Raw genomic sequence first — 24,117 nt, 5'->3', positions numbered from 1 at the left:
CGGAAAGGATCGCGTATGTCCACCGACATTCTTCGCAAGATCGAGGCGTATAAGCGTGAAGAAATTGCTGCGGCCAAGGCTCAACGACCCCTCGGCGACCTCAAGTCTCGGGCGCACGATCAGGAAGCGCCGCGCGGCTTCCTGAAGGCTCTCGAAGCAAAACGATCGACCGGTGAATTCGCGCTGATTGCCGAAATCAAAAAGGCAAGCCCATCAAAGGGCCTGATCCGCCCCGACTTCGATCCGCCAGCGCTTGCAAAAGCTTATGAAGCTGGCGGTGCGGCCTGCCTCTCCGTTCTCACCGATACGCCTTCCTTTCAGGGCGCACCCGAATTTCTGACTGCGGCACGCAACGCCTGTAATCTGCCAGCGCTGCGCAAGGACTTTCTGTTCGATACCTATCAGGTGCATGAAGCCCGTAGTTGGGGTGCGGATTGCATCCTTATCATTCTTGCAAGCGTTGACGACGATCTGGCGAAAGCGCTGGAAGAAACCGCGTTCGATCTCGGCATGGATGCGCTTATCGAAGTTCATGATGAAGCGGAAATGGAGCGTGCGCTGAAACTCTCTTCCAGACTTCTTGGCGTCAATAATCGCAATCTGCGCACTTTCGAAGTTGACCTCGCGGTTTCAGAACGCCTTTCAAAAATGGCGCCTGCCGATCGGGTGCTGGTTGGCGAAAGCGGCATATTCACTCACGAAGATTGCCTGCGGTTGGAAAAATCCGGGATCGGAACATTTCTCATCGGAGAAAGCCTGATGCGCAAGGCGGACGTTACCGCCGCCACCCGCGAACTGCTGATCGGTGCGGTCTGAACAATGGCGGGCAAGCTTACCCATATCGACCAGACCGGTGCAGCCAACATGGTGGATGTCGGCGCCAAGGACGAAACCGAACGTCAGGCCGTCGCCGAGGGTTCGGTCAGAATGAAGCCGGAAACGCTGGCGCTCATTCTGGAAGGTAATGCCGCAAAAGGGGATGTGATCGGCACGGCTCGCCTGGCAGGTATCATGGCGGCCAAAAGAACCTCCGATCTGATTCCGCTCTGCCATCCTCTCATGCTGACGAAAGTGGCCGTCGATATCGAGCCTGACCATACCCTGCCGGGGCTACGTGTGCAGGCACTGGTCAAGCTGAACGGACGCACCGGCGTGGAGATGGAAGCGCTGACGGCCGTCTCCGTCACGTGTCTCACGATTTACGACATGGCCAAAGCCGTCGATCGGCACATGGAGATCCGCAACATCAGGGTTACGGAAAAGAGCGGCGGTAAATCAGGCGACTGGAAAGCCTGAGCGCTGAACTTTGCGCAGGATCAACTCCCGTGATTTCTCCCTGTGCTAAATAACGCAAAAAATTCAGTTCGAGAGGAAACGCGATGTCCCTTCTTCCCGTCGATGAAGCCCTGACTCGAATCCTGAAATCCGCAGAACCACGCGGTAAACAACAGGTCGCCTTGGCAGAGGCCGGAGGTCGTATCGTTGCGTCTCCGGTGTTGGCGCATTATATGCAGCCCCCTTTCGACGGATCCGCCATGGACGGTTATGCACTCATCGCTCCGGACGGCGTAACCTATCCTGCGGAGTTCACCGTCATAGGTGAATCGGCTGCGGGAAAGCGTTTCGATGGCAAATTGGGCACCGGTGAGGCGGTTCGCATCTTTACCGGCGCACCACTCCCCGACGGGGCGGATACGATCGTCATCCAGGAGCATACCGAACGTTCCGGCGACAGGTTGATAATAAATGAGGGAATCCAGCCGGGACGGCATATCCGCCGGGCTGGCCTTGATTTTTCCCCCGACAATATCGTCATCCCGGTTGGGAGAGAGCTGGACCCGTCCGCGCTCTCCCTCGCCGCCGCAAGCGGTAACGCGACGCTGGAAGTCTTCCAGAAGCCACGTGTGGCGATACTGGCAACAGGTGACGAACTGGTCCTCCCAGGCGAAACTCCCGGTCCAGATCAGATCGTCGCATCGAACAGCGTCGGGATCGCTGAACTCGTTCGCCGCGCGGGCGGTACTCCCGACGATCTCGGCATCATCCGAGATGATCCGGCCGCAACGGAGCGCGCAATCGCTGACACACTACAAAGCGGAGCCGATATTCTGGTGACCATCGGCGGCGCTTCGGTTGGTGACCGCGACTTCGTTCACGGTGCGCTGCAGAAATGCGGGGTTGATCTCGACTTCTGGAAAATTGCCATGCGCCCCGGAAAGCCCCTGATGTATGGCCGCATCGAGGTGAAAGGCAAAACCGTACACGTTATCGGCTTGCCCGGAAATCCGGTTTCCAGCCTCGTTTGCAGCCTGGTTTTTCTCCGTCCTCTGGTCGCGAGGCTCGCGGGCGCTCACATTGAAGCCGACATTCGGTCCGCGAAACTCGGCACAGCCCTTCCCGCAAACGACCATCGTCGCGATTATATCCGCGCGACCGTCGAATCAGCGCCTGACGGTACGCTGATAGCCAGGCCTTTTCCGGTTCAGGATTCGTCGATGCTGTCCGCTCTTGTCGGATCGAAAGCCTTGCTTATCCGCGATGAAGATGCACCCGCCGCCGCCGCCGGCGATGTCTGTCGCGTTCTTATGCTCTGAGTCGACAACGGAAATCGTACGAGAATATAGGTAAGAAAGTTTCCATAACTAATTATTATATAACGTATATTTTCTATCTATAACAATCTGGCATGGCGATCACGGCCGACGCCGGAGCGCGCACGGAAACACTCCACCGCACGTTAATCATTTTAAAACCATTGCAGAACAAGACTGGAACATATAGTGTTCGTTCTGGTTTTGTTTTTCTCTATTCTGGGCCGGGAGGGTGTCGCATGTTGACCCGCAAGCAGCACGAGCTTCTGCTGTTTATTCATCAACGTCTGAAAGAAACGGGGATTCCGCCATCTTTCGATGAAATGAAGGAAGCGCTCGATCTGGCCTCAAAGTCTGGTATCCATCGTCTCATTACGGCTTTGGAAGAACGTGGTTTCATCCGTCGTCTGCCCAATAGGGCGCGGGCGCTTGAAGTGTTGCGCCTGCCCGACTCCATCGCTCCGGGGCTGAATTCGCAGAAGAAATTCGCTCCAAGCGTCATAGAAGGCAGTTTGGGTAAAGCCCCACCGCAGCCAAGTCGCCCTGCTCCAGTCGCGACGAATGATGATACGTCCGCGACCGTGTCGGTGCCCGTAATGGGGCGCATCGCTGCGGGTGTACCGATTTCGGCGATTCAGAATCAAACGCATTTCCTGAGCCTTCCACCTGAAATGATCGGCGCTGGCGAGCATTATGCGCTTGAGGTTAAGGGCGATTCGATGATTGACGCCGGGATTTTCGATGGCGATACAGTCATAATCAAACGCGGTGAAAGCGCCAATCCGGGTGAGATTGTGGTGGCGCTCGTCGATGATGAGGAAGCGACGTTGAAGCGGTTCCGCCGCAAGGGTGCATCCATTGCACTGGAAGCAGCCAATCCCGCATATGAAACACGGATTTTCGGCCCGGATCGTGTCCGTGTGCAGGGTAAGCTTGTTGGCCTGATCCGCCGCTATTAGCACATAATACCATGGCGTTGAGATGCCAATGCTGCCCACGCCTTGAAAGGGTCCAATCGCCGTGCAGGCTTAGCCAAAGATCGTTGAATTTTGCTTATCGATCTTTGGTATGGACCCAAAGTAAAACTTCAGGAAGAGCGCGTCGGGAAAAGAAGTGGGGCGGGATGGCAATTTACCGATGATAGTCCCACGACTCAATTACAGTGTGCTGGTTTGTCGTCCGAGTTTGCCTGACAATTTGCGGATTTTCTTCTCAAAGTGGCCTTGGATTTGTATTCTCGGTCGGCCAAACCACGTGCCTGACGGGAATAAAGGCGATGCAAATGCCATGGACGGATTGGTATTCCAACAGCAAAAGTCAGCCTGTCGTCATGATTTTGCTGCTGAGTCGGTAGACCGAGCGCGGCTTTTCTCGCAGTAGACATATTTGCCGGCATGGCTTTCGGAACACGGCTTTGCTCTTGGACGGCACCAAGCCGTATTTCCACAGCACCCTTTAACGCCAGGTCGCGTTTACTGATACTCAAGATGGACGAACGCTCACAAGCAGGCTTTTTACCCGGAATTGCGAGAATGACGATATCTCCGACATTACAGGCGACCTCCCGCATTCCTGCATCCGCGGTATAGGCAAGTGTGCGACCATCCCGCAGGGGCATTGCACAAAGACCTTCTTCACACTCGAATCCTTCCGTTTCCGCCTGTGTCTTGTTTTCAACTTGCATTGGCCCGATGAAATCACGAACCAGATAGGCCGCCTTCCAGTTATCGGTAGTGAATTTTGACGGGCGATTTCGATTGAGCGCAATGCGGCCATCCGCCAGCCGCACCCCCACCAGTTTGGCATCTTCGGAAATGACAATATCCGGGAAAGGCTCGCTGGCGAACGTAATGAAGCCGGCAATGACAAAAGGAAGAGCGAACAGTTTTAGCCGGGTCGAAAGCACGACGGCCAAGACCAGCGCGACCGACCAAAGCAGTAAGGTGAGAACGGGCATCGCTCCCGGATTCCCATCGGGTGACCATGCCGCCACAAATGCCGCTATGTGCCGGACTATCAAGATTCCGCCACCCATGACCTGTAATGGCAGCCAATCGAGTTGCAACGGCATCAAGACCAGACTGAAAACGGCAAATGGCATAATGAGGATCGATATGGCAGGCACCGCCAGAACATTGCCGATCAAACCCAGTGGAGCGGTATTGTTAAAGTGATACGCCGCAAAAACTCCACTTGCCAGTCCGGCGATAAGGGACGTGGCAGCGGTTCCGCCCAGTAGCTTCAGCGTTTTCCCGACGATTCCATGTGCAATCTTGCTACGTTTTTCTCCGCCTGAATGTTTCTTGGCATTGTATTCGCTCCACCATCCATAACCCGCAATCAGCGCCGCAGTCGCCGAAAACGACATCTGGAAGCTGGGTCCCAGTATCTCGTGCGGCGAGATCGCGATCATGGCGATAGCCGCGATGGCGAGATTGCGCATACTGATTGCGGCCCGGTCGACCAACAATGCTGTGAGCATGACGGCTATCATGACATAGCTTCGTTGTGCAGCTACATCCGCGCCCGACATCGCAAGATAAAAGGTACAGCTCAAAAGTGAGAGAAACGCAGCATACTTCTTTACCGGATGCCGTACACTGAAAGCCGGAAACAGAGCGAAGGCCGAGCGAAGCGTTAGCATGACGACACCGGCGGCAAGCGCCATATGCAAACCGGAAATCGACAGAATATGAGCAAGTCCCGCCTTGCGCAGGTCGTCATTTGTCTGCTCGCTGATCCCGGCGCGGGTTCCTGCCACCAGAGCCGAAGCGACGCTGCCGTCTTCTCCGCCAATCACCTCTTCGATCCGCTCTGACACCCGCACACGCAGTTGCGCAATCCACTGCGAAACTCCGCCGGTCAGCTTGCCCGGCGGTGGAACGGACACTGACCTCGGCGTTCCAAGGAAAAACCCGTTGGCTCCAATTCCATTGAAATAGGCGTGAAACGAGAAGTCGTAATTGCCAGGTCGCACCGGGCCGGAAGGAATTCGCATCCGGACAAATCCATTGAGACCGCTACCGATGGAAGTCAAAGCGGGAATATCGCGTGCGTTGACACGAATACGCTCCGGCGGAAAACGGAGTTTCGGGCGTTCGGTGCGCAACACGTCGAGCGTAATGCGCCAACTGCCATTGTCCTGATATTCGAGAGCAACGACCCGACCCGTTACGCGCGTGGCAACGTCCGAGCCCAGCATGGGCGTCGCCCGTCGCTCAGTTTCGAGCTTGCCAAGCGCGAGACCGGATATCAGCGCCACAACAAGTGTCAGAAGCTGCGCCGCGACATAGTGCTTGCGCGATGCAATCCGCGATATGACGGATATTGCAAGCATGGAAAGCAACGGGGTCCACGCTGGTTCAAATCCAAGCGTGAAGTAGACAATCGCTCCACATCCGGCCATCACCGGCAACAAGAGAAAGAAGATACCTCGCCCGGTTTCTGTTTCGATGGCGGCTCTGGCCCAATTCGTCACTACGCGCAGTATCGAACGGAACCGCTCCCACGAATCTGGCGCATCGGGTTTTCGAGGCGGACTGACGGGCAGTCCAATCCTGTCATGAGGCCAGGGGGTGGGCAAAAGAGATCGTATATCGCCGTCGGGAATTGCCCGTACAAGCGCCCGCTCGTTTATTTCATCTGCATCTCTGATGCCCGTCATGCCCCCGCCTGACTGCAAAAGTGAGCGTTAGATCGCCAAAGTATCCGAAAGAACGATGGCGCAACTTCGTGAAAGGGGCGCGAAGCCCTTGCACACATTCGTGCCTATGCTACATGAACGCCAGCCGAAATCGAGAGGGTTTCGCCTTAGAAACCCTGATCGTCTGCCGATTCATATCGCGCAGGTAAAGAATTCAAGTTTGCGCCCAGCCCCGGCACCTGCCGCCGCTCTCGAAAGGCGCATGACATAGTGGAGCCATCATGTCGAAACCGGTCATCACCCGTTTTGCCCCCTCGCCCACGGGTTATCTTCATATTGGTGGGGCGCGCACTGCTTTGTTCAACTGGCTTTATGCGAAGCATAACGGCGGCAAGATGCTGCTGCGCATCGAAGACACGGATCGGGAGCGCTCCACTGAAGCAGCTACCGCCGCCATTCTCGATGGTTTGACCTGGCTTGGCCTTGACTGGGACGGCGAGGCAATTTCCCAGTTCGAGCGCGCGCCGCGTCATCGTGAAGTCGCTGAAGAGCTGGTGGCTCTTGGTAAGGCCTATTACTGCTATGCCACAACTGAAGAACTGGAAGCGATGCGCGAAAAGGCACGCGCAGAGGGCCGCCCACCACGCTATGATGGCCGTTGGCGTGATCGCGATCCATCGGAAGCGCCTGCTGGCGTAAAACCGGTTGTTCGAATCAAGGCGCCACAGGACGGAGAAACCGTCGTACAGGATGCCGTGCAGGGTAACGTTCGTTTCCCGAATAAAGATCTCGATGATTTCATCATCCTGCGTTCCGATGGTACGCCGACCTACATGCACGCCGTTGTCGTCGACGATCACGACATGGGTGTCACGCACATCATCCGTGGTGACGATCATCTGACCAACGCTGCGCGACAGACTGTCATCTACAACGCGATGGGCTGGGCAGTTCCTCAGATGTCGCATATCCCGCTCATCCACGGCGCCGACGGCGCGAAGCTCTCCAAGCGTCATGGCGCTCTGGGTGTCGATGCCTATCGTGCCATGGGTTATTTGCCGGAGGCCTTGCGCAACTATCTGGTTCGTCTCGGCTGGAGCCATGGCGATGACGAGATCATGTCCACCGAGCAGATGATCGAATGGTTTGACGTCAAGGACATCAACAAGGGCGCCGCTCGTTTCGACTTCCAGAAACTGGAAGCCATCAACGGCGTCTATATGCGTTCCAGCGACGACAAGGCCCTGTTCGACGCGCTCGTCGCTATTCTGCCGGAGATCGAAGGCGGCAAGGAAATCGCCGATGCTCTCGACGACAAGCGAAGCGCGCAATTGCTTGCGGCAATGCCCGGCCTGAAGGACCGTGCCAAAACGCTTGTTGAACTGGCGGACGGTTCCAGGTTCATCTTCGCCGCCCGTCCGCTCATCCTGGACGAAAAAGCCGCCTCGCTTCTCAACGACGAAGGCAAAGCCGTCCTAAAATCCGTACTCCCGGATCTGGAGGCGGCAAGCGAATGGACAGTCGAAGCGCTGGATGCAGTGGTTCGGGCTTACGCTGAAAAGACCGGCTTGAAACTCGGTAAGATCGCGCAACCCTTGCGCGCATCATTGACAGGCCGCGCCACATCTCCGGGTGTGTTCGACGTGCTTTTCGTACTTGGGCGGGAGGAGTCGCTCGGGCGTATTCGCGATCAAATCGGTTAAGGTTATCCCATTCACGCCGACGTGACAAAACCGGCGTAAATAGTTCAAATTACGCATTGCATCACGAACCGTTTGGGATAGTTTGGCGGGCAAAATCGTTAAGATAATGCGTTAAAACCCGTTGGTCTTCCGCTTTAGTGCGGAAGCCGCACCAAAAGATAAAAACAAATTATAACAACGATGAAAATTCTGCCGTCGTGCGGGCGGCGAAGTGGACATGAAAGGAAACACGATGTCAGATAAGACAGCCAGCTTTACACTTGAAGGCAAAACATTCGATCTGCCTGTACGACAAGGCACTGTCGGACCAGACGTCGTTGATATCGGTCCACTCTACAAGAACTCCCAGATGTTCACCTACGATCCGGGCTTTACCTCGACCGCGTCGTGTGAATCCAAGATTACCTATATCGACGGCGATGAAGGCACGCTGCTTTATCGCGGTTACCCCATCGACCAGCTTGCCGAGCACGGCGACTTTCTCGAAACGTGCTACCTGCTGCTCTATGGTGAACTGCCAACCGCTACCCAGAAGTCGGACTTCGATTATCGTGTGACGCGCCACACGATGATTCACGAACAGATGACCAAGTTCTTCACGGGTTTCCGTCGTGACGCTCACCCAATGGCCGTCATGGTAGGCTGCGTAGGTGCGCTGTCGGCCTTCTATCATGACTCGACCGATATCACCGATCCGCATCAGCGCATGGTCGCCTCGATCCGCCTGATCGCCAAGGTACCGACGCTTGCAGCCATGGCCTATAAGTATCATATCGGCCAGCCGTTCATGTATCCGAAGAACGATCTCGATTTCGCATCGAATTTCCTTTACATGTGCTTCGGCGTCCCATGCGAGGATTACAAGGTAAATCCTGTTCTCGCCCGCGCAATGGATCGCATCTTCATTCTCCATGCCGACCATGAGCAGAACGCTTCCACCTCTACGGTGCGCCTTGCCGGCTCGTCCGGAGCCGACCCGTTCGCATGTATCGCAGCAGGCGTTGCGTGCCTGTGGGGTCCGGCACACGGCGGTGCGAATGAAGCTGCCCTCAACATGCTGGCTGAAATCGGTTCCGTGGATCGCATCCCGGAATATATTGCCCGCGCCAAGGACAAGAACGACCCGTTCCGTCTCATGGGCTTCGGTCACCGCGTCTACAAGAACTACGATCCGCGCGCGAAAATCATGCAGAAGACCTGCCATGAAGTTCTCGGCGAACTGGGCATCAAGGACGATCCGCTGCTCGACGTAGCAATGGAACTCGAAAAGATCGCTCTGACCGATCCGTATTTCATCGAAAAGAAGCTCTATCCGAACATCGACTTCTATTCCGGCATCACCCTGAAGGCGCTCGGCTTCCCAACCGAAATGTTCACGGTCCTCTTCGCCCTCGCCCGCACCGTTGGCTGGGTTGCACAGTGGAAGGAAATGATCGAGGATCCGCAGCAGAAGATCGGCCGTCCGCGCCAGCTTTACACCGGCGCTCCCGAACGCGATTACGTAGCGGTCGCAAAGCGCAAGTAAATCTTTCGCATAGCCAATCAAAAACCCCGGTGCCCACGGCACCGGGTTTTCTTTTATCAGGAAATGGATATTTGTTTCAGTCGTTCGCCGGCTATTCCTGAAATGAAAGCTGCAGACGACGCTCGGCATCCTTCACGAAAGACAATGCGCCACGGCGAAGTGCTCAAGTATGAATGCTTTGCGTCTTGGCGCCTGTCGCGAGCTCAAGGATCACGCGTGCGCCAATTTCACCGGAAGGGCGTTCGGTGGACATTATGCTGGCAACGCGGTCAAAACCGTCCAGTTGTGCCTGACGCGCCGCACCCGGTCGCATGAGTCTCTCCAGATTGCGTGCAAGCATACCAGGACGAACAAATTCGTTGAAATATTCAGGAACGACCGGTTCATCGGCAATGATATTCGGCAGGGCGGCGCTCCAGATCGTGATCTTCGGCATAAGAAATTTGCGGGCAAACCAGTCCGCCTTATATGCGAGTACACAAGGAATGCGCGACAACGCCAGCTCCAGCGAAACAGTTCCTGAAGCTGCCAAGGCAGCATCGGCACGGGAAAATGCCTTCCACTTTTCTTCATCGCCCAGAACGATAAGCGGTTTGACTGACCAGTCTTTCGATAGAAGCCGAACCGTCTTTTCGATACGCGGCAAGGTCGGCAAAACGACCTCCAGCTTTTCCACGCGCGCAGCGAGTTCCTCTACTGCTTTACCGAACGGCTCCATAAGCAATTCGATTTCACTTCGGCGGGATCCGGGCAGCAACAGCAACGTTTGTCTGCCAGTTGCAGAACGTTCCCTCTCCCTCGTCAACAGGGCTGACCTGGCCTGCAATACAGGATCGAAACTCGATAGCCGGTGTCCCACATAGGTCGCCTCCGGTCCGCTTAGGCGCCGCATGACTTCGACCTCGAAGGGCAACACGGTCAACACATGATCGAAGTAAGCCTTCATTGCCCGAGCGCGCTCTGGACGCCATGCCCATACGCTGGGCGCGATATACTTCACGATGGGGATAGAAGGAGCAATAGTCCTTATCTTCTTCGCGACACGATGCGTGAATTCGGGACTGTCAATAAGGATAACGCAGTCAGGCTTTTCAGCAACTATCCGCCGGGCTGTCTGCCCAATGCGCAAAACCAATCCCGGCAGATTCTTGAGGATTGCCCCCAGCCCCATAAGTGCGATCTCATGCGGATCGAAGAATGTTTTCAATCCGCGGTCCGCCAGGTGGTCGCCACCCACGCCAACGATGTCAACAAGACGGTCTGTCTGTTCCCGCAGAGCATCTATAAGGTCGGCACCCAGAAGATCACCGGACTCCTCACCGGCCACGATCGCTATTTTCAATGGCCGGCTGGTTGTGCTCACCCTTGCTCATCCTTTTTTTGACGACTGACCGTCTCTATGAAGAGCCCCTTGTCGTTTGCCTTGGCCACAGTCTCACCGAAGCCGAGGATAAATGTTCTACCCGCTTCAACCGCGATCCCGGCAAGACCGGCATTAGCGGCATTCTCCACCGTGGAGACCCCGATAGCTGGCAGGTCTGCCCGCTCATCCTGCCTGGGCTTCGCCATTTTAACAAGGACGCCGCCACGTCTCGGAATTCGCCCTACAGCGCGCAATTCACGCACACGTTCAATCATCTGATCGGTGCCTTCGGCACCTTCAAGGGCGACCACACGGCCACCGACAGCGATTGCGCCCTGCCCGACATCCAGATCACCCAGACGGAGCGCCGATTCCATCGCAAGCCCCATATTGTGGCGTTCGCGCTTATCCGGCATCGATCGCGTAAGGACAGACGGAGGAAAAGGCGCAAGAAGGTCCGGCACCACCTCATGAGCCCCGACAACCTTGAACCCGAACGACTCCAGAAGGCCGATAAAGGCCCGCAGTAAAGCATCGTCCCCCTGTCCCAGGGCGCGCAGGACAAAAGGCACCGCGCGCAAGGTGGGCCAGTCCAGTTTCAGATCGCTGATATGAGGTCGGCTACGCACGCCGCCTGCCAGAACGACACGCCGAACGCCGGCATCCCTCATAGAGCGCACGAGTTTGGCAAACTCCACAACGGATATTTCCTGATGCTCATAATCGTAGAGCACCGGATCGGCTTCTTCACGCAAAGGAACAAGAAAAGGCGCTTTACCGGAAGCCTCGAGCGCTTCAGCAACCTTGATCGGTAACAATCCATTGCCGGCAATAATGCCGACACGTCCCGCGTCGTCCGCGAGACGTGAGGATATATCAATCTTCGCCGCTGTCATGCCCGGCCCCGCCATGGACCTCATCGAGCGGCGGCGTGCAATAAGCGCGCTTGGTATCGGTGCTGATGAAACCGATCATATCGGCGACAGCCGGTGAACCCGGAATCGCGGCCAGAACATCTTGCGCACGCTCGCGAACGGGTTTCGTCCGGTCAAACAGCATCTTGACGGCATGGCGAAGATTATGGATCTCCTTACGCTCCATCCCGGAACGCTTCATGCCGATAATGTTCAGCCCACCCAGATGAGCATGAACGCCGATAGCCATACCGTATGGAATGAGATCGCCCACCACGGCAGCCATCCCGCCGACAAAAGCGTGATGGCCGACGCGAACAAACTGATGCACGGCCGCGCCGCCGCCAAGAATGGCATGGTGGCCAATGGTCGTATGACCGCCGATCATGACATTGTTCGAAAAGGTGACGTGATCGCCGATATCGCAGTCATGCGCTACATGCGCATAGGCAAGGAACGAACAATCGTCACCGACGGTTGTGTAACCGCGTGCGCTATCCGATCCACGATGCATGGTCACACCTTCACGGATGAGGCAGTTCACCCCTACATTGAGCGCAGTAGCGCCACCCTTATGCTTATTGTTCTGCGGATCGCAGCCCAGCACTGCATGTGGATAAACCTTGGCGCCCGCCCCCAATGTCGTCGCATCGGTAACGACGACATGACTCATCAACACGGAATTATCGCCAATAACAGCGCCTGACTGAATATGGCAGAACGGGCCGACAGAAACGCCCTGCCCCAGTTCCACGCCCGGCTCTACGAGAGCGGTGGGGTGAATGAATGTCTCTTTCATAATATGCTCACTGGCTTTCGTCGGCTGTGCTGATCATGGCAGCGACTTCAGCTTCCGCAACCTTTACACCATCAACTTCGGCAACGCATTCATATTTCGAGATATTTGCGCGTTGCTTGACCTTCTTTACATGAAGCAACAACCGATCACCCGGCACAACCGGACGGCGGAATTTCGCATTATCGATCGTCATGAAATAGACAACGCCAGGGCGTCCGGTCTTGCGCTGGAGCAGCGAGATAGCGCCTGCGGTCTGAGCCATTGCTTCAATGATCAACACGCCCGGCATAATCGGCTTTTCCGGAAAATGCCCGGTAAAATGCGGTTCGTTGATCGTGACATTCTTGATGCCGGTCGCAGAAACGTCGCCGTCGATATCGACGATACGGTCAATCAGCAAAAACGGATAACGATGCGGGAGCACAGCCAGAAGGTCTTGAATGTCTGCTGCTTCCAGCTTCGTCTGATTTGCATCACTCATCAGAGGATTGCTCCTTTCTCGATTGCCCGATGCTACGGATATTAGCAATATCGCGGAACCACTGCTTGATCGGACGCGCTGGGATACCGCCCCAGCGCTCACCATCGGGTATGTCATTCATAACGCCACTGGCTGCGGCAATCTGCACGCGCGAGCCAATAATCAAATGATCGGCCAGCCCCACACGTCCGCCGAGCATGGTCTGATCACCTATGACGCAACTGCCCGAAATTCCACAATGGGCTGCGATAATGCAGAAGCGTCCGATGCGAACATTGTGCGCGATCTGGACCAGATTATCGATCTTGGTGCCCTCGCCGATGATCGTATCGTTAAGCGAACCACGGTCGATTGTCGTGTTAGCACCTATCTCGACATTGTCCTGAATGATGACACGACCGATCTGAGGTACTTTCTCCAGACCGGCAGGCCCTGGAACGTAACCAAAGCCATCCTGTCCGATACGCACGCCCGAATGCAGTGAAACCTGATTGCCGATGAAAGCGCACTGAACCGTGACGCCTGGAGCGATATAGCTGTTGCGGCCAATCTGACTGTATTCACCAACGACCGCTGTCGAAGCAATCAGCGTACCGGCTCCCACGGTAACACCCTGGCCAACGACGGCACCGGCTTCCACCGTAGCGCCATCTTCGATCTGGGCAGTGGGATGGATGATCGCGGACGGAGAAACTCCGACCTCACCGAACCAGCTCACCGGCCGAACGGAGGTGGGAAACAACATGCGTCCAACGGAAGCAAAATCCCGTTGCGGGTTGCGTGTGATAAGAGCCGCGATATGCGAGGGAACGCTATCGACCATGGCTTCAGTGCACAAAACACCCGCGGCATTGATCGATAAGAGAGCTTCTGCGTTCTTCTTGCCTTCTACAAAGACAAGAGCCGTTTCGTCAGCATCTTTCAACGAAGCAAGACTCGCAACCAAACGCGGTGCAAGCTTCGAATCTCGAAGCCTTGCACCGGTAAAGTCTGCCACGTTGCCTATCGTGAGTTCACGTGAAGGCGGGAAAAAAACGGGATCTGCCATCAAAACACTTTCTTCCCCGAGGCGCGAACGCCTCGGGAAAAGGCAAATCTATCAGAACTTCGTCGAAACACCGAAGTTGAAGTTCTGCACCTTATCGGTGTCAGCCTTCGCGATCGGGAATGCATAGTCGAAGCGCAGCGGACCGAATGGCGAAGCCCACATCAAGCTTACACCGGCAGAAGCGCGAAGCTTCTTGTCGTCGCCATAGACCGGGGAATCACCCAACAAATCGTCGTTTCCAAACAACATCGCCGCATCGGTGAAAACAGCACCACGAATACCGAGACTTTCCGGCACAAGTGGCATCGGGAATTGAACTTCTGCCGAAGCGTTGAAATAGGTCGTACCACCGACCCAATAACGCTTACCACTTTTGGATTCCTGATATGGACCGATACCGTTGAACTTGAAGCCACGAATAATATCCGAATTATTCTTGAACAGATCGAAAATACGGACACCGTCGTCGCCGAATTCATGGATATAGCCACCGCCGACACCCACCAAACCGACAATATCAGCTTCCTGAGAAAGTGTCCGGTAATAGCTAGCCTTGGCGGTTGTCTTTATATACTTGGCGTCACCACCTAGCCCTGCAAATTCCTGCGTGAACTTACTATAGATGCCGTCATGTGGGCTCTTCATGTCATCGATGGAATTATAGGTCAGCGAATAGCTGATCGACGAGCGGAGCCACGGACTGTTCTTTGCCGCATCAAGCAATGCCGGTGCGTAATAATCATCCCCGCCGGAATGATAAAGGTCATACTTTTCCTGAACGAGATTATAAGCGATGCCTGCCGAGAAATTATCCGTGATCGGAAGCCCGAACCGGATTGAACCGCCGGTCTGCTCGACATCGTAGTCGTCATTCACGCGATACGTACGACGGAATACGTCGAAACCTGCCGAAAGGCGATAACCCAGGAAATACGGCTCGGTAAACGACAGACCGTAGTTACGCATGTCGTCCTGACCGGCGCCGGCGCTGATGCGGATATACTGACCGCGACCGAGGAAATTGCGCTCGGTGATAGCAGCTTCGACCTGTGCACCAGGCGTCTCACCACCAGTCGTATAACCGCCGCCAATCGAGAATTCACCGGTCGACTTCTCAACGACATCGACGACCAGAACAACTTGATCCGGCTCGGAACCCGGAGCGGTCGAAATATTGACTGTCTGGAAGAAATCCAGAGCCTCAAGACGACGCTTCGCACGCTGGACCATGACCTGATTGAAGGCATCACCTTCATTCATGTCGAACTCGCGACGAATTACATAATCACGCGTCTTGTCATTGCCGCGAATCTCGATGCGCTGGATGTAAGCGCGCGGACCCTGATCGACACTATAAACGACCGAAATGGTGTGGTTTTCAAAATCGCGGTCGCCACGCGGCTCCACCTTCGCGAAAGCATAACCGCTGCCAGCCACATTTTCCGTGACGGCCAGAACGGAGTCTTCGATCGCCTTGGCGCTGTACGGCTTGCCGGTACGGGTTTTCACGAGATGGTCGAGAGCCTGCCCGTCAACACCATCAACGGTGCTTTCGACACTCACATTGCCGAACGTGTAACGCTGACCTTCATCGACCATAATGGTGATCGTGTACTCGTTCGTGGAAGGATCGAGAACCGCATTCGACGAAACGACGCGGAAATCGGCATAACCGCGGTTGTAATAGAAGCGGCGCAGCGTTTCTTCGTCAGCCTGCAAACGACCTTCATCGTAAACATCATTACGGGTCAGCCACGACAGCGGGTTCGACCGTTTGGTCGAGATAACATCGCGCAACCGACGCGCGCTGAACGCCTGATTTCCGACGAAATCAACATTCGCGATCTTGGTGCGCGTGCCCTCATTGATTTCATAAACGACGTTTACCCGCCCCTGACCCAGATCAACAGTGCGCGCATTGACAGTCGCATCGCTGCGACCGACATGCGCATAAGCACCCTTGATGGCCTCGATATCGGATTCCATCGTCGCTGCATCATAAGGCGAACGCGGCTTGAGCTGCACGGCGCGGGCAAGATCCGGGTCCTTGACCTTCTTGTTGCCCTGGAAAAGAACGTTGTTGACGACCGAGCGCTCGGTAACGTTCACGACGAGCGTGCTGCCCGATTGATTGATACGAACGTCCGAGAACAGCCCCATCGCGAAGAGACGCTTCACAGCAGCATCGATATCCGAGCTGCTGAACGCCTTACCCGGGCGGATCTCGATATTGTCGCGAATCGTCTGGGCATCGACACGAGTGTTACCGCGCACTTCGACACGGCTGACGACGGCAGCCTCAGCCACATTGACCGAAGCCAGCGAGAGTGCAGCAGTACCCGAAGCCACAAGAGCCACCGACATGGCGAGCGCAGAAGCGGCGCCAAAGAATTTAGAACTTGCCGTCATAGGCTTTCCGAACCTTCGTTTCTTTCTGTCCCCGGGGCGATCAACCCAGAAAAGCACGTACAGATATAACCGTCATACCCGGTTTTTCCATACAAGCAAGCGTTGCGGTTAAATTCTGTTTACTTAAGCAACCAGCGTGGCATCCGCGCCACGCGATTTGAGCGTTATGGTAAACAAATTGCTTAGCTTTTCCAGCAGTCACTCCCAATGTTCACTTCTGTTTAACGCCTTGCCCGCCTCATCGCATGAAGCGTTGCGTCACTGCGGTTGGCCGACCGGAACTCTCCCGTTCGCACCGATCCCCAATATCCCGCCTGAGCCTGTCGAAGAGTCATCTAGCAGGCAAAAAGGTCGTTGAAAAGTACGAACCCCATGAAACCCATAACAATCAGGAAACCCACGCGATAGAAAATTTCCTGTGCCGCCGCCGACAAGGGGCTGCCCTTGATTGCCTCGACCGCATAGAAAACCAGATGCCCGCCATCCAGCGGAGGCAATGGAAACAGGTTCAAAAGCCCGATCCCTACGGACAGCATGGCCATCAGTTGAATGAGCCAGTCAAATCCCTGACTTGCAGCCTTGCCGGCCATGTTCGCGATCTTTACCGGACCGCCGAGCTGACATTTGTCTTCGCGCCCGACGGCGAAGCGTTGGAAAAACTCTCCCGTGCGGCTGATGATATGGCCTGTTTCCAGAACGGCCTGCCCGACTGATTCGAGCGGACCATATTCGACACGGCGAAAATTCCCCACAGCCTCCGTCGTCTCTACTCCGATAGCGCCCAGCTTGATCTTGTTGCCAAGCGGATCGGTACGCTCCACGATTGCCGGAGTAGCCTGAAGATCAACCGTCTTGCCGTCGCGTTCGACGGTAAAACGCAACTGGTCGCCAGCTCGGCCCGAAACAATCCGCTGAACATCCGCGAAAGTCGTGATCTTCTCCCCCTCGACGCTGACGAACCGGTCCCCGGCCTGAAATCCCGCAGCAGCAGCCGGGCTGTTCGGCTGAACGCCTGCAATCAGCGGATCGGATATCTGGCGCCCGTAAAGCGCAAAGAAGAAACTGAAGATCACAACCGTCAGAATGATATTGAAGGCAGGTCCCGCAAAAACCGTCGCCGCACGCTTCCACACCGGCTGGGTATGAAATGCCATTCGCTGCTGATCGTCGCTTAACGCTGCGGTATCCACCCCCACGGGAGAACTTGTCGCGCTCTCGTCGCCGATGAACTTCACATACCCGCCGAGCGGTATGGCCGAAACTTTCCAGCGTGTTCCCCGCCGATCGGTAAAGCCGATCAGTTCAGGTCCGAAACCGATGGAAAACGCCTCGGAGCCGATACCGCACCAGCGCGCCACCAGATAATGGCCCATCTCATGAACGAAGACCACAACGGTCAAAACGAAAAGAAATGGAATAAGAGTCCCGACGAGCAGGCTTTCGCTACCCAGAAAGAAGGCCAACGTTTCCTGCAAATCACTACTCCTTACGTAACGCTCTCAGGCTGAAACTCGATGCACGTGCCGGCCTGTCTGCCATTGTATCATTCGATTAGAAACTGAAGAAAATTGCAGACGGGATATCCGGCTCGGCAAAAATTGCACCGAACAGGTACAAAAGTGCGGCAGCCGCTACCAGCCCGTCAACGCGGTCGAGCACTCCGCCATGGCCCGGCAGCAAACGGCCCGAATCCTTTGCTCCGAACTGGCGCTTTACCCATGACTCGGCAAGGTCGCCTATCTGCGAAATCACCGACAGCAAAAGCGCAAGAAGCGGCACGACCCAATTGCCAGGCGCAGCCACGAGCGAAGCGACCAGAATGCCGCCGGCAACTGCCGCAACGGCACCGCCAATCGCACCCGACCAGGTCTTGTTGGGTGAAAAACGAGGAGCGAGTTTCGGGCCTCCCAAGGCGCGGCCATTGAAATAGGCTGCAATATCCGTGGCCCATACCACGGCAAAAAGGAAAATGATTGCCGTAAACCCGAAAGGCTCATCGCCTCGTAACAGCGAGAGTGAAATCGCAGAGAAGCCGGCATAAAAAAGGCCGGTCGCGGGCCAGCCCCTCCCAGTCTTCCACTGTGTCGCCAAAAGGACGACAACACCGGCAAGCAAGACGCCAATCGTGAGCAAAGCACCGCGATCCAGAACGAGCAGAACGCCCGTAAGAACCAGCCAGCCCCAACCGAACGATCTCGAAAAGGAGGTTTGTCTGGACGCCGTCAAGCCGGTCCATTCATAGAACATCGCCAATCCGATCACGATCGAAAACAGCGTGAAACCCACGCCGCCGATCCAGGTCAGCCACAAGGCGACTGCACCAAGCACAATGGCGGTAAGGATGCGGGTTTGCAGATTGGACATTGTGACCTTTCGACGGACTGGCTTGCGCCGCGTTAAACTGCCGCCCCCTTGGTCGAAGGGCATACGATTTCTTCTTCGCAACCCTCGAGACCGGCTCGCGCCTCGACACCGCCGAAACGGCGTTCGCGCTGACGGAAGGTCTCGTAGGCTGCATCCAGATCGGCCGGACGAAAATCCGGCCAATGAATGGGTAAAAACAAAAATTCGGAATATGCGGCCTGCCACAGCAGAAAATTCGACAGACGCATCTCGCCGCTTGTACGAATGATGAGGTCGGGATCGGGCATTCCGGCCGTATCGAGATTGGCGGCGATAAGTTCGGCTGAAATAGATGACGGATCGAGATGTCCGGCCGCGACGTCACGCGCCAGACTCTGTACTGCCCGCAAGATTTCGTCGCGCGAACCGTAATTGAAAGCAATGACGAGGTTGAGACCTGTATTGCGATGCGTAAGCGTTTCCGCTTCGCTCAACAATGCGCGAATATCGGAGGCAAGTTCCTCACGTGCACCGATGATGCGGACACGCACATTGTTACGGTGAAGTTCCGCCAGATCGCGGCGAATGAAAATTTTCAGCAAACCGAGGAGGTCATTCACCTCGCCGCTTGGACGCGACCAGTTCTCCGAAGAAAAGGCAAACAGCGTCAGGTAGCCGAGACCGCGATCACCGGCTGCCCTCACCGTTTCACGAAGTGCTTCGACCCCGGCGCGATGCCCGGCGCTGCGCGGCAGGCTGCGCGCCTTCGCCCAACGGCCATTGCCATCCATGATAATGGCGATGTGGCGCGGATCGGACATGGCGAAGCTCTCCTTCAATGAAAATCATGCAGGGTCTAGACCTGCATGATTTCCCCTTCCTTGACTGCAACGATCTTATCCATTTCAGCAATGGTGTCGTCGGTCAGCTTCTGGACCTTCTCAGACAGAACACGACTTTCATCCTGACTGATCAGACTGTCCTTCTCCAGCTTTTTCAGCGTATCCATACCGTCGCGGCGAACGTGACGCGCAGCGATACGGCCCTGTTCGGCATATTGATGCGCGATCTTGACGAGTTCCTTGCGGCGCTGCTCGTTCAGTTCCGGCAACGGAATACGTAGTGTCATGCCGTCGGTGATCGGGTTGAGGCCAAGACCGGAGTCGCGGATTGCCCGTTCCACCGCGCCGACCATGCTCTTGTCCCAAACGGAAACCGAAAGCATACGCGACTCAGGCACCGTAATGTTGGCAACCTGATTGATCGGCATGGTTGAGCCATAGGCTTCGATGGTGATCGGTTCCAGCAGGCTTGCCGAAGCCCGGCCAGTACGCAGACCGCCCAGATCGTGTTTCAGAGAGTTTACAGCGCCTTCCATGCGGCGTTTCAGGTCGTTGATGTCAAAAGCATCACTCATGTGTTTTCTCCTTCGATACGCAGCAAGGGTCGATCAGTTATCGGAAACAATCGTGCAGCGCCCCTTGCCTTGCAGAATTTCGGCCAAGCCGCCGTTTTCATGGATGGAATAGACTATTATCGGAATGTTGTTCTCACGCGCAAGGGCAACAGCGGCGGTATCCATAACCGCAAGCCCGCGATCGAGAACTTCCTTGTGGGTGAGGCTTTCAAAGCGGGTCGCATTCGGGTCTTTTTTCGGGTCGGCCGAATAGATGCCATCCACCTGAGTGCCCTTCAAAAGTGCATCGGCTTCGATTTCCGCTGCGCGTAACGCGGCAGCCGAGTCGGTGGTGAAGAAGGGATTGCCCGTGCCGCCGGCAAAGATGACGACCTTGCCCTCATCCATATAGGCAGTTGCCTGCCGCTGGGAGAAACTCTCGCAGATTTCGGGCATCGCTATCGCAGACAGAACGATTGCATCTACGCCGATCTTGTGCAGCGAGGTGCGCAGCGCCAGCGAATTGATCACCGTCGCGAGCATCCCCATATGGTCGCCGGTTACACGATCTCCCCCCTTTGACGCCACCGCAACGCCGCGAAAAATATTGCCGCCTCCGATCACCACGCCCACTTCCACGCCGAGGGAACGCGCCTGCTTGATATCATTGGCGATACGATCAGCGACGGACACATCTATGCCGAAGCCCTGGCTGCCCATCAGCGCTTCACCGGAAGCTTTCAAAAGGACGCGCTTATAGGCGGGCTTGCCAGACATGAATGCTCTCCGATGATCTTGAACGATTGGTTTATAGTGAGGTTCCGATACACGAAGGGCATCGCGTTGTCACGCGATGCCCTTCATAATCAAAAGCCTTTTCAGGCGATCAGCGCATCCCCAAAAGCGGAAACCGGCCTTTTGGGACAGGACGCGCTGCAAAACGAGCGATCAGCCCTTGGCGGCAGCGGCCACTTCCGCAGCGAAATCGCTTTCTTCCTTTTCGATGCCTTCACCGAGAGCGATACGGGCAAAGCCCGTGATCTTGGCCGGTGCACCGATGGTCTTTTCAGCTTCCTTGAGGGCGGCTGCAACCGTCAGGTCGGGATTGATGACGAAAGACTGCGACAGAAGCACGACTTCTTCGTAGAACTTGCGCATACGGCCTTCGATCATCTTTTCGATGATGTTGTCCGGCTTGCCGGATTCGCGGGCCTGCTCGATGAAGATCGCTTTTTCGCGCTCTGCAGCGGCCGGATCGACGTCCTCGGCGGTCAGGGCGAGCGGGTTGATGGCGGCAACGTGCATTGCGACCTGACGACCGAACGCGCTTGCAGCTTCCGCATCGCCAGCGGTTTCGATGGCAACCAGAACACCAAGCTTGCCGAGACCGTCAGAAACGCCATTGTGGACGTATGTAGCAACGGCACCCTGCGAGACTTCGAGAGCGGCCGAACGGCGGAAGCTGATGTTCTCACCGATGGTTGCAACCGCGTCCTTGGCAGCCTGGGTGACGGACTTGCCTTCAATGTTTGCTTCAGCAACGGCTTCCGTCGAACCATTGGTCGAGAGCGCTGCCTGAGCGATCTTGCGGACCAGATCCTGGAACGCATCGTTGCGTGCAACAAAATCGGTTTCGGAGTTGACCTCAACGACAACAGCCTTGTTGCCGGAAGTTGCAACGCCTACCAGACCTTCAGCAGCCGTGCGGCCAGCCTTCTTGTCGGCCTTGGCAATACCCTTGGCGCGCAGCCAGTCGACAGCAGCCTCGATATCGCCATTGGTTTCTGCAAGAGCGGCCTTGCAGTCCATCATGCCGGCGCCTGTCAGTTCACGGAGTTCTTTAACCTGAGATGCGGAAATGCTCATTGTGTCGCCTTTCACGAAAGCGAAGGCACACCGGAGGGTGTGCCAACTTTTAACCGGCGCCTGTCTTGCCGGATCGCCATTCCGTCCGGGCATTGCGCCCCGGAATCACGATCTTGCGCCGGAATGAAACGGGATTATCCATCCGCCTTATCAAGGATATGACGGATGGATGAAATCAGAAGCGCTGATTACGCGCCTTCAGCCGGAGCTTCGAGGGCTGGCTCGACCGGAGTTTCGGCCTGTGCGCCAACGTCGATGCCCATTGCGCCCTGCTGGCGAGCAATGCCGTCGATGGCAGCGCGTGCAACCAGATCGCAATAGAGAGCGATCGCGCGAGCGGCGTCATCGTTGCCCGGGATCGGATAGTCGATCTGGTCCGGATCGCAGTTCGAGTCGATCACGGCAACAACCGGAATGCCAAGACGCTTGGCTTCCTGGATCGCGATTGCTTCCTTGTTGGTATCGATGATGAACATCAGGTCGGGAACCGAGCCCATGTCCTTGATGCCGCCAAGGGCGCGATTGAGTTTTTCACGCTCGCGCTCGAGGTTCAGGCGTTCCTTCTTGGTGAAGCCCTGGGCTTCGCCAGCCAGAAGCTCGTCGAGCTTGCGCAGACGCTGGATCGAGTTGGAGATCGTCTTCCAGTTGGTCATCATGCCGCCGAGCCAGCGGGCATTGACGTAGTACTGGGCCGAACGAGCGGCTGCATCGGCAATGATGTCCGAAGCCTGACGCTTCGTACCGACGAAGAGAACGCGACCGCCGCGAGCAACGGTATCCGAAACGACCTTCAGCGCACTATGCAGCAGAGGAACGGTCTGGGACAGATCGAGGATGTGGATATTATTACGGTCACCATAAATGTATGGAGCCATCTTCGGGTTCCAGCGATGGGTCTGGTGGCCGAAGTGAACACCAGCTTCCAGAAGCTGGCGCATGCTGAAATCAGGCAATGCCATCTTTATTTTCCTTTTCCGGTTTAACCTCCACGGGCTGAGGCGATCTCTCGCCACCGGAGGTTTTTGCCGGATTTCTCCCGACAAAAGCCCAATCCCGTGTGTGGAATAGGCGCGCTGTTAACCGATCGCGCCACAAATTGCAAGTCGCCCGCCCAATATAGTATCAAACCGACAGGCTGGCACGCAAAATCAGCACATCATTTGCAGGACGCACCCTGCTTCGCCATATCGTAAACGTCCAGCTTGACCAGTTTTCCACGCATGGAGAAATCTCCGTAGTCCATCGTCAGATCGCGCGTGATGCCATTGCGGTAAAGCTTGAAATTGATGCGGTAGATCGGCAGCCCGTCCTGCTTTTCCTTATCATCGAAATAAGCGATCGTTACAGGCCATACCCGATCTTTCGAGAATTGCCCCATGACTTTGGCTTCATCGTCCGCCAGAGCCTGTTCCTTGCCCACGACAACCGTCGTGGCAACGACCCGGTCGGCATCCTCGGAAGCATCGAAAAGCGACGTCTGGTAGAATTTCTGGCCAGCTTCGGCCTTGCCGATCAGCTCTTCCATATGCCCGGTCGGAAACTGTGTCGCCCGGAGATCGAGCTTGTTTTCTTTCGGCTTGCTCAGCTCGACGACAGTCTTGCCGCTTTCAAGCTTGGCATCGCCCCGGACTTCCTTGATGAGCTCCTTGTCGACGAATGTCTTGTTGACGAACCGGAAGCTCTTGCCGTTGCTCCCCTCGAAGGTGGTTGTCTGCTGATCGGTTACACGCTGCGGCTGCTCGTCCATGTCGATCCGCGTCACGAAACGGAAATTGGTCGTGTAGCCTTCGCAGGCCGATCCGTTGAACTCATAAACCATGCGGCCCGTCAAACCGCTGATTCCCGATTTTTCGTCGGCGCGATCAAGTGTCAGATCGTAAACTGCGCGATGTGGAACCAGCGTTACCGTTGAAGCAGCAGTGGCGGCGCCTGCAAATCCAGTCCAGACGCACGCAGCCACAGCAACTCTAAAACCCGACCTGACAAAACGCATACATGAATCTCCCGATGAGTTGACGAGCATGATAAAAAAACTC

The 24,117-nt window shown here is 55.9% G+C and carries 21 protein-coding genes; 6 read left to right on the top strand and 15 right to left on the bottom strand.

The window, feature by feature from the left end:
• Positions 1-15 precede the first annotated feature (15 nt).
• From trpC to lexA, 4 genes are all read left to right on the top strand, one after another.
• A complete protein-coding gene (gene trpC, locus FHS76_RS08250) occupies positions 16-816 on the top strand; it encodes an indole-3-glycerol phosphate synthase TrpC (RefSeq protein ID WP_183650597.1) in 801 nt (266 codons plus the stop codon).
• Between the two features lie 3 nt (positions 817-819).
• Positions 820-1,296 carry a cyclic pyranopterin monophosphate synthase MoaC gene (moaC, locus tag FHS76_RS08245; RefSeq protein WP_183650594.1) on the top strand — a complete coding sequence of 159 codons (477 nt, stop codon included), beginning with the start codon at positions 820-822 and terminating at the stop codon, positions 1,294-1,296.
• An 83-nt stretch (positions 1,297-1,379) separates the two neighbouring features.
• Positions 1,380-2,594: a molybdopterin molybdotransferase MoeA gene (locus tag FHS76_RS08240; RefSeq protein ID WP_183650591.1), complete on the top strand. Its 1,215-nt coding sequence runs from the start codon at positions 1,380-1,382 to the stop codon at positions 2,592-2,594.
• Between the two features lie 236 nt (positions 2,595-2,830).
• Positions 2,831-3,550, top strand: coding sequence for a transcriptional repressor LexA (gene lexA / locus FHS76_RS08235; RefSeq protein ID WP_183650954.1), 720 nt, complete (start codon positions 2,831-2,833; stop codon positions 3,548-3,550).
• A 194-nt stretch (positions 3,551-3,744) separates the two neighbouring features.
• On the opposite strand, the gene FHS76_RS08230 is transcribed toward lexA, so the two are convergent.
• Positions 3,745-6,255: a ComEC/Rec2 family competence protein gene (locus FHS76_RS08230; RefSeq protein ID WP_183650588.1), complete on the bottom strand. Its 2,511-nt coding sequence runs from the start codon at positions 6,253-6,255 to the stop codon at positions 3,745-3,747.
• A gap of 260 nt (positions 6,256-6,515) precedes the next feature.
• Between FHS76_RS08230 and gltX the strand changes: the two genes are divergently transcribed.
• Together gltX and gltA are read left to right on the top strand one after the other, a co-directional pair.
• Positions 6,516-7,937 (top strand): glutamate--tRNA ligase, encoded by a 1,422-nt coding sequence (gene gltX, locus FHS76_RS08225; protein ID WP_183650585.1) that lies wholly within the window; start codon positions 6,516-6,518, stop codon positions 7,935-7,937.
• A gap of 232 nt (positions 7,938-8,169) precedes the next feature.
• Entirely contained in the window at positions 8,170-9,462 is a 1,293-nt protein-coding gene (gene gltA, locus FHS76_RS08220) for a citrate synthase (protein WP_183650582.1), read from the top strand.
• Positions 9,463-9,625: 163 nt separating this feature from the next.
• On the opposite strand, the gene lpxB is transcribed toward gltA, so the two are convergent.
• The 14 genes from lpxB to eipB form a co-directional block, all read right to left on the bottom strand.
• Positions 9,626-10,825, bottom strand: a complete 1,200-nt coding sequence (gene lpxB / locus FHS76_RS08215) for a lipid-A-disaccharide synthase (RefSeq protein WP_183650579.1) — start codon at positions 10,823-10,825, stop codon at positions 9,626-9,628.
• On the bottom strand, positions 10,822-11,721 hold the full coding sequence (locus tag FHS76_RS08210; protein ID WP_183650575.1) for an LpxI family protein: 900 nt from the start codon (positions 11,719-11,721) through the stop codon (positions 10,822-10,824). The genes lpxB and FHS76_RS08210 overlap by 4 nt, the downstream gene beginning before the upstream one ends.
• Positions 11,702-12,538: an acyl-ACP--UDP-N-acetylglucosamine O-acyltransferase gene (gene lpxA / locus FHS76_RS08205; protein ID WP_183650572.1), complete on the bottom strand. Its 837-nt coding sequence runs from the start codon at positions 12,536-12,538 to the stop codon at positions 11,702-11,704. The genes FHS76_RS08210 and lpxA overlap by 20 nt, the downstream gene beginning before the upstream one ends.
• 7 nt (positions 12,539-12,545) lie before the next feature.
• Positions 12,546-13,019 (bottom strand): 3-hydroxyacyl-ACP dehydratase FabZ, encoded by a 474-nt coding sequence (gene fabZ / locus FHS76_RS08200; protein ID WP_183650569.1) that lies wholly within the window; start codon positions 13,017-13,019, stop codon positions 12,546-12,548.
• Complete coding sequence (gene lpxD, locus FHS76_RS08195) at positions 13,012-14,067, bottom strand: UDP-3-O-(3-hydroxymyristoyl)glucosamine N-acyltransferase (RefSeq protein ID WP_183650566.1); 1,056 nt, start codon at positions 14,065-14,067, stop codon at positions 13,012-13,014. Before lpxD ends, fabZ begins: the two co-directional genes overlap by 8 nt.
• A gap of 51 nt (positions 14,068-14,118) precedes the next feature.
• The gene (bamA, locus tag FHS76_RS08190; RefSeq protein ID WP_183650563.1) at positions 14,119-16,476 is read right to left on the bottom strand and encodes an outer membrane protein assembly factor BamA; all 2,358 of its coding nucleotides are present in this window, start codon (positions 16,474-16,476) and stop codon (positions 14,119-14,121) included.
• 335 nt (positions 16,477-16,811) lie between these two features.
• A complete protein-coding gene (gene rseP / locus FHS76_RS08185) occupies positions 16,812-17,951 on the bottom strand; it encodes an RIP metalloprotease RseP (protein ID WP_183650561.1) in 1,140 nt (379 codons plus the stop codon).
• A 76-nt stretch (positions 17,952-18,027) separates the two neighbouring features.
• The gene (locus FHS76_RS08180) at positions 18,028-18,840 is read right to left on the bottom strand and encodes a phosphatidate cytidylyltransferase (RefSeq protein ID WP_183650558.1); all 813 of its coding nucleotides are present in this window, start codon (positions 18,838-18,840) and stop codon (positions 18,028-18,030) included.
• A gap of 32 nt (positions 18,841-18,872) precedes the next feature.
• A complete protein-coding gene (locus FHS76_RS08175) occupies positions 18,873-19,640 on the bottom strand; it encodes an isoprenyl transferase (protein ID WP_183650555.1) in 768 nt (255 codons plus the stop codon).
• A 35-nt stretch (positions 19,641-19,675) separates the two neighbouring features.
• Positions 19,676-20,236 carry a ribosome recycling factor gene (frr, locus tag FHS76_RS08170; protein WP_183650552.1) on the bottom strand — a complete coding sequence of 187 codons (561 nt, stop codon included), beginning with the start codon at positions 20,234-20,236 and terminating at the stop codon, positions 19,676-19,678.
• A gap of 33 nt (positions 20,237-20,269) precedes the next feature.
• The gene (gene pyrH, locus FHS76_RS08165) at positions 20,270-20,992 is read right to left on the bottom strand and encodes a UMP kinase (RefSeq protein WP_183650549.1); all 723 of its coding nucleotides are present in this window, start codon (positions 20,990-20,992) and stop codon (positions 20,270-20,272) included.
• A 171-nt stretch (positions 20,993-21,163) separates the two neighbouring features.
• A complete protein-coding gene (tsf, locus tag FHS76_RS08160) occupies positions 21,164-22,081 on the bottom strand; it encodes a translation elongation factor Ts (RefSeq protein WP_183650546.1) in 918 nt (305 codons plus the stop codon).
• A gap of 188 nt (positions 22,082-22,269) precedes the next feature.
• On the bottom strand, positions 22,270-23,040 hold the full coding sequence (gene rpsB / locus FHS76_RS08155; RefSeq protein WP_183650543.1) for a 30S ribosomal protein S2: 771 nt from the start codon (positions 23,038-23,040) through the stop codon (positions 22,270-22,272).
• A gap of 197 nt (positions 23,041-23,237) precedes the next feature.
• A complete protein-coding gene (eipB, locus tag FHS76_RS08150) occupies positions 23,238-24,074 on the bottom strand; it encodes a cell envelope integrity protein EipB (RefSeq protein ID WP_183650539.1) in 837 nt (278 codons plus the stop codon).
• Positions 24,075-24,117: the final 43 nt, after the last annotated feature.

It is taken from the genome of Brucella daejeonensis (genome assembly GCF_014199265.1).
In the GTDB taxonomy this organism is placed as follows: Bacteria; Pseudomonadota; Alphaproteobacteria; order Rhizobiales; family Rhizobiaceae; genus Brucella; species Brucella daejeonensis.
This window is presented reverse-complemented; position numbering and strand designations above follow the sequence as displayed.

Bases quoted from the DNA above. Each gene is read 5' to 3' on its own strand.
- FHS76_RS08230 (WP_183650588.1), bottom strand. From the start codon at position 6,255: ATGACGGGCATCAGAGATGCAGATGAAATAAACGAGCGGGCGCTTGTA.
- FHS76_RS08175 (WP_183650555.1), bottom strand. From the start codon at position 19,640: ATGTCCGATCCGCGCCACATCGCCATTATCATGGATGGCAATGGCCGT.
- moaC (WP_183650594.1), top strand. From the start codon at position 820: ATGGCGGGCAAGCTTACCCATATCGACCAGACCGGTGCAGCCAACATG.
- eipB (WP_183650539.1), bottom strand. From the start codon at position 24,074: ATGCGTTTTGTCAGGTCGGGTTTTAGAGTTGCTGTGGCTGCGTGCGTC.
- FHS76_RS08240 (WP_183650591.1), top strand. From the start codon at position 1,380: ATGTCCCTTCTTCCCGTCGATGAAGCCCTGACTCGAATCCTGAAATCC.
- rpsB (WP_183650543.1), bottom strand. From the start codon at position 23,040: ATGGCATTGCCTGATTTCAGCATGCGCCAGCTTCTGGAAGCTGGTGTT.
- fabZ (WP_183650569.1), bottom strand. From the start codon at position 13,019: ATGAGTGATGCAAATCAGACGAAGCTGGAAGCAGCAGACATTCAAGAC.
- lpxD (WP_183650566.1), bottom strand. From the start codon at position 14,067: ATGGCAGATCCCGTTTTTTTCCCGCCTTCACGTGAACTCACGATAGGC.
- tsf (WP_183650546.1), bottom strand. From the start codon at position 22,081: ATGAGCATTTCCGCATCTCAGGTTAAAGAACTCCGTGAACTGACAGGC.
- gltA (WP_183650582.1), top strand. From the start codon at position 8,170: ATGTCAGATAAGACAGCCAGCTTTACACTTGAAGGCAAAACATTCGAT.
- FHS76_RS08180 (WP_183650558.1), bottom strand. From the start codon at position 18,840: ATGTCCAATCTGCAAACCCGCATCCTTACCGCCATTGTGCTTGGTGCA.
- FHS76_RS08210 (WP_183650575.1), bottom strand. From the start codon at position 11,721: ATGACAGCGGCGAAGATTGATATATCCTCACGTCTCGCGGACGACGCG.
- trpC (WP_183650597.1), top strand. From the start codon at position 16: ATGTCCACCGACATTCTTCGCAAGATCGAGGCGTATAAGCGTGAAGAA.
- gltX (WP_183650585.1), top strand. From the start codon at position 6,516: ATGTCGAAACCGGTCATCACCCGTTTTGCCCCCTCGCCCACGGGTTAT.
- bamA (WP_183650563.1), bottom strand. From the start codon at position 16,476: ATGACGGCAAGTTCTAAATTCTTTGGCGCCGCTTCTGCGCTCGCCATG.
- lexA (WP_183650954.1), top strand. From the start codon at position 2,831: ATGTTGACCCGCAAGCAGCACGAGCTTCTGCTGTTTATTCATCAACGT.
- lpxA (WP_183650572.1), bottom strand. From the start codon at position 12,538: ATGAAAGAGACATTCATTCACCCCACCGCTCTCGTAGAGCCGGGCGTG.
- pyrH (WP_183650549.1), bottom strand. From the start codon at position 20,992: ATGTCTGGCAAGCCCGCCTATAAGCGCGTCCTTTTGAAAGCTTCCGGT.
- frr (WP_183650552.1), bottom strand. From the start codon at position 20,236: ATGAGTGATGCTTTTGACATCAACGACCTGAAACGCCGCATGGAAGGC.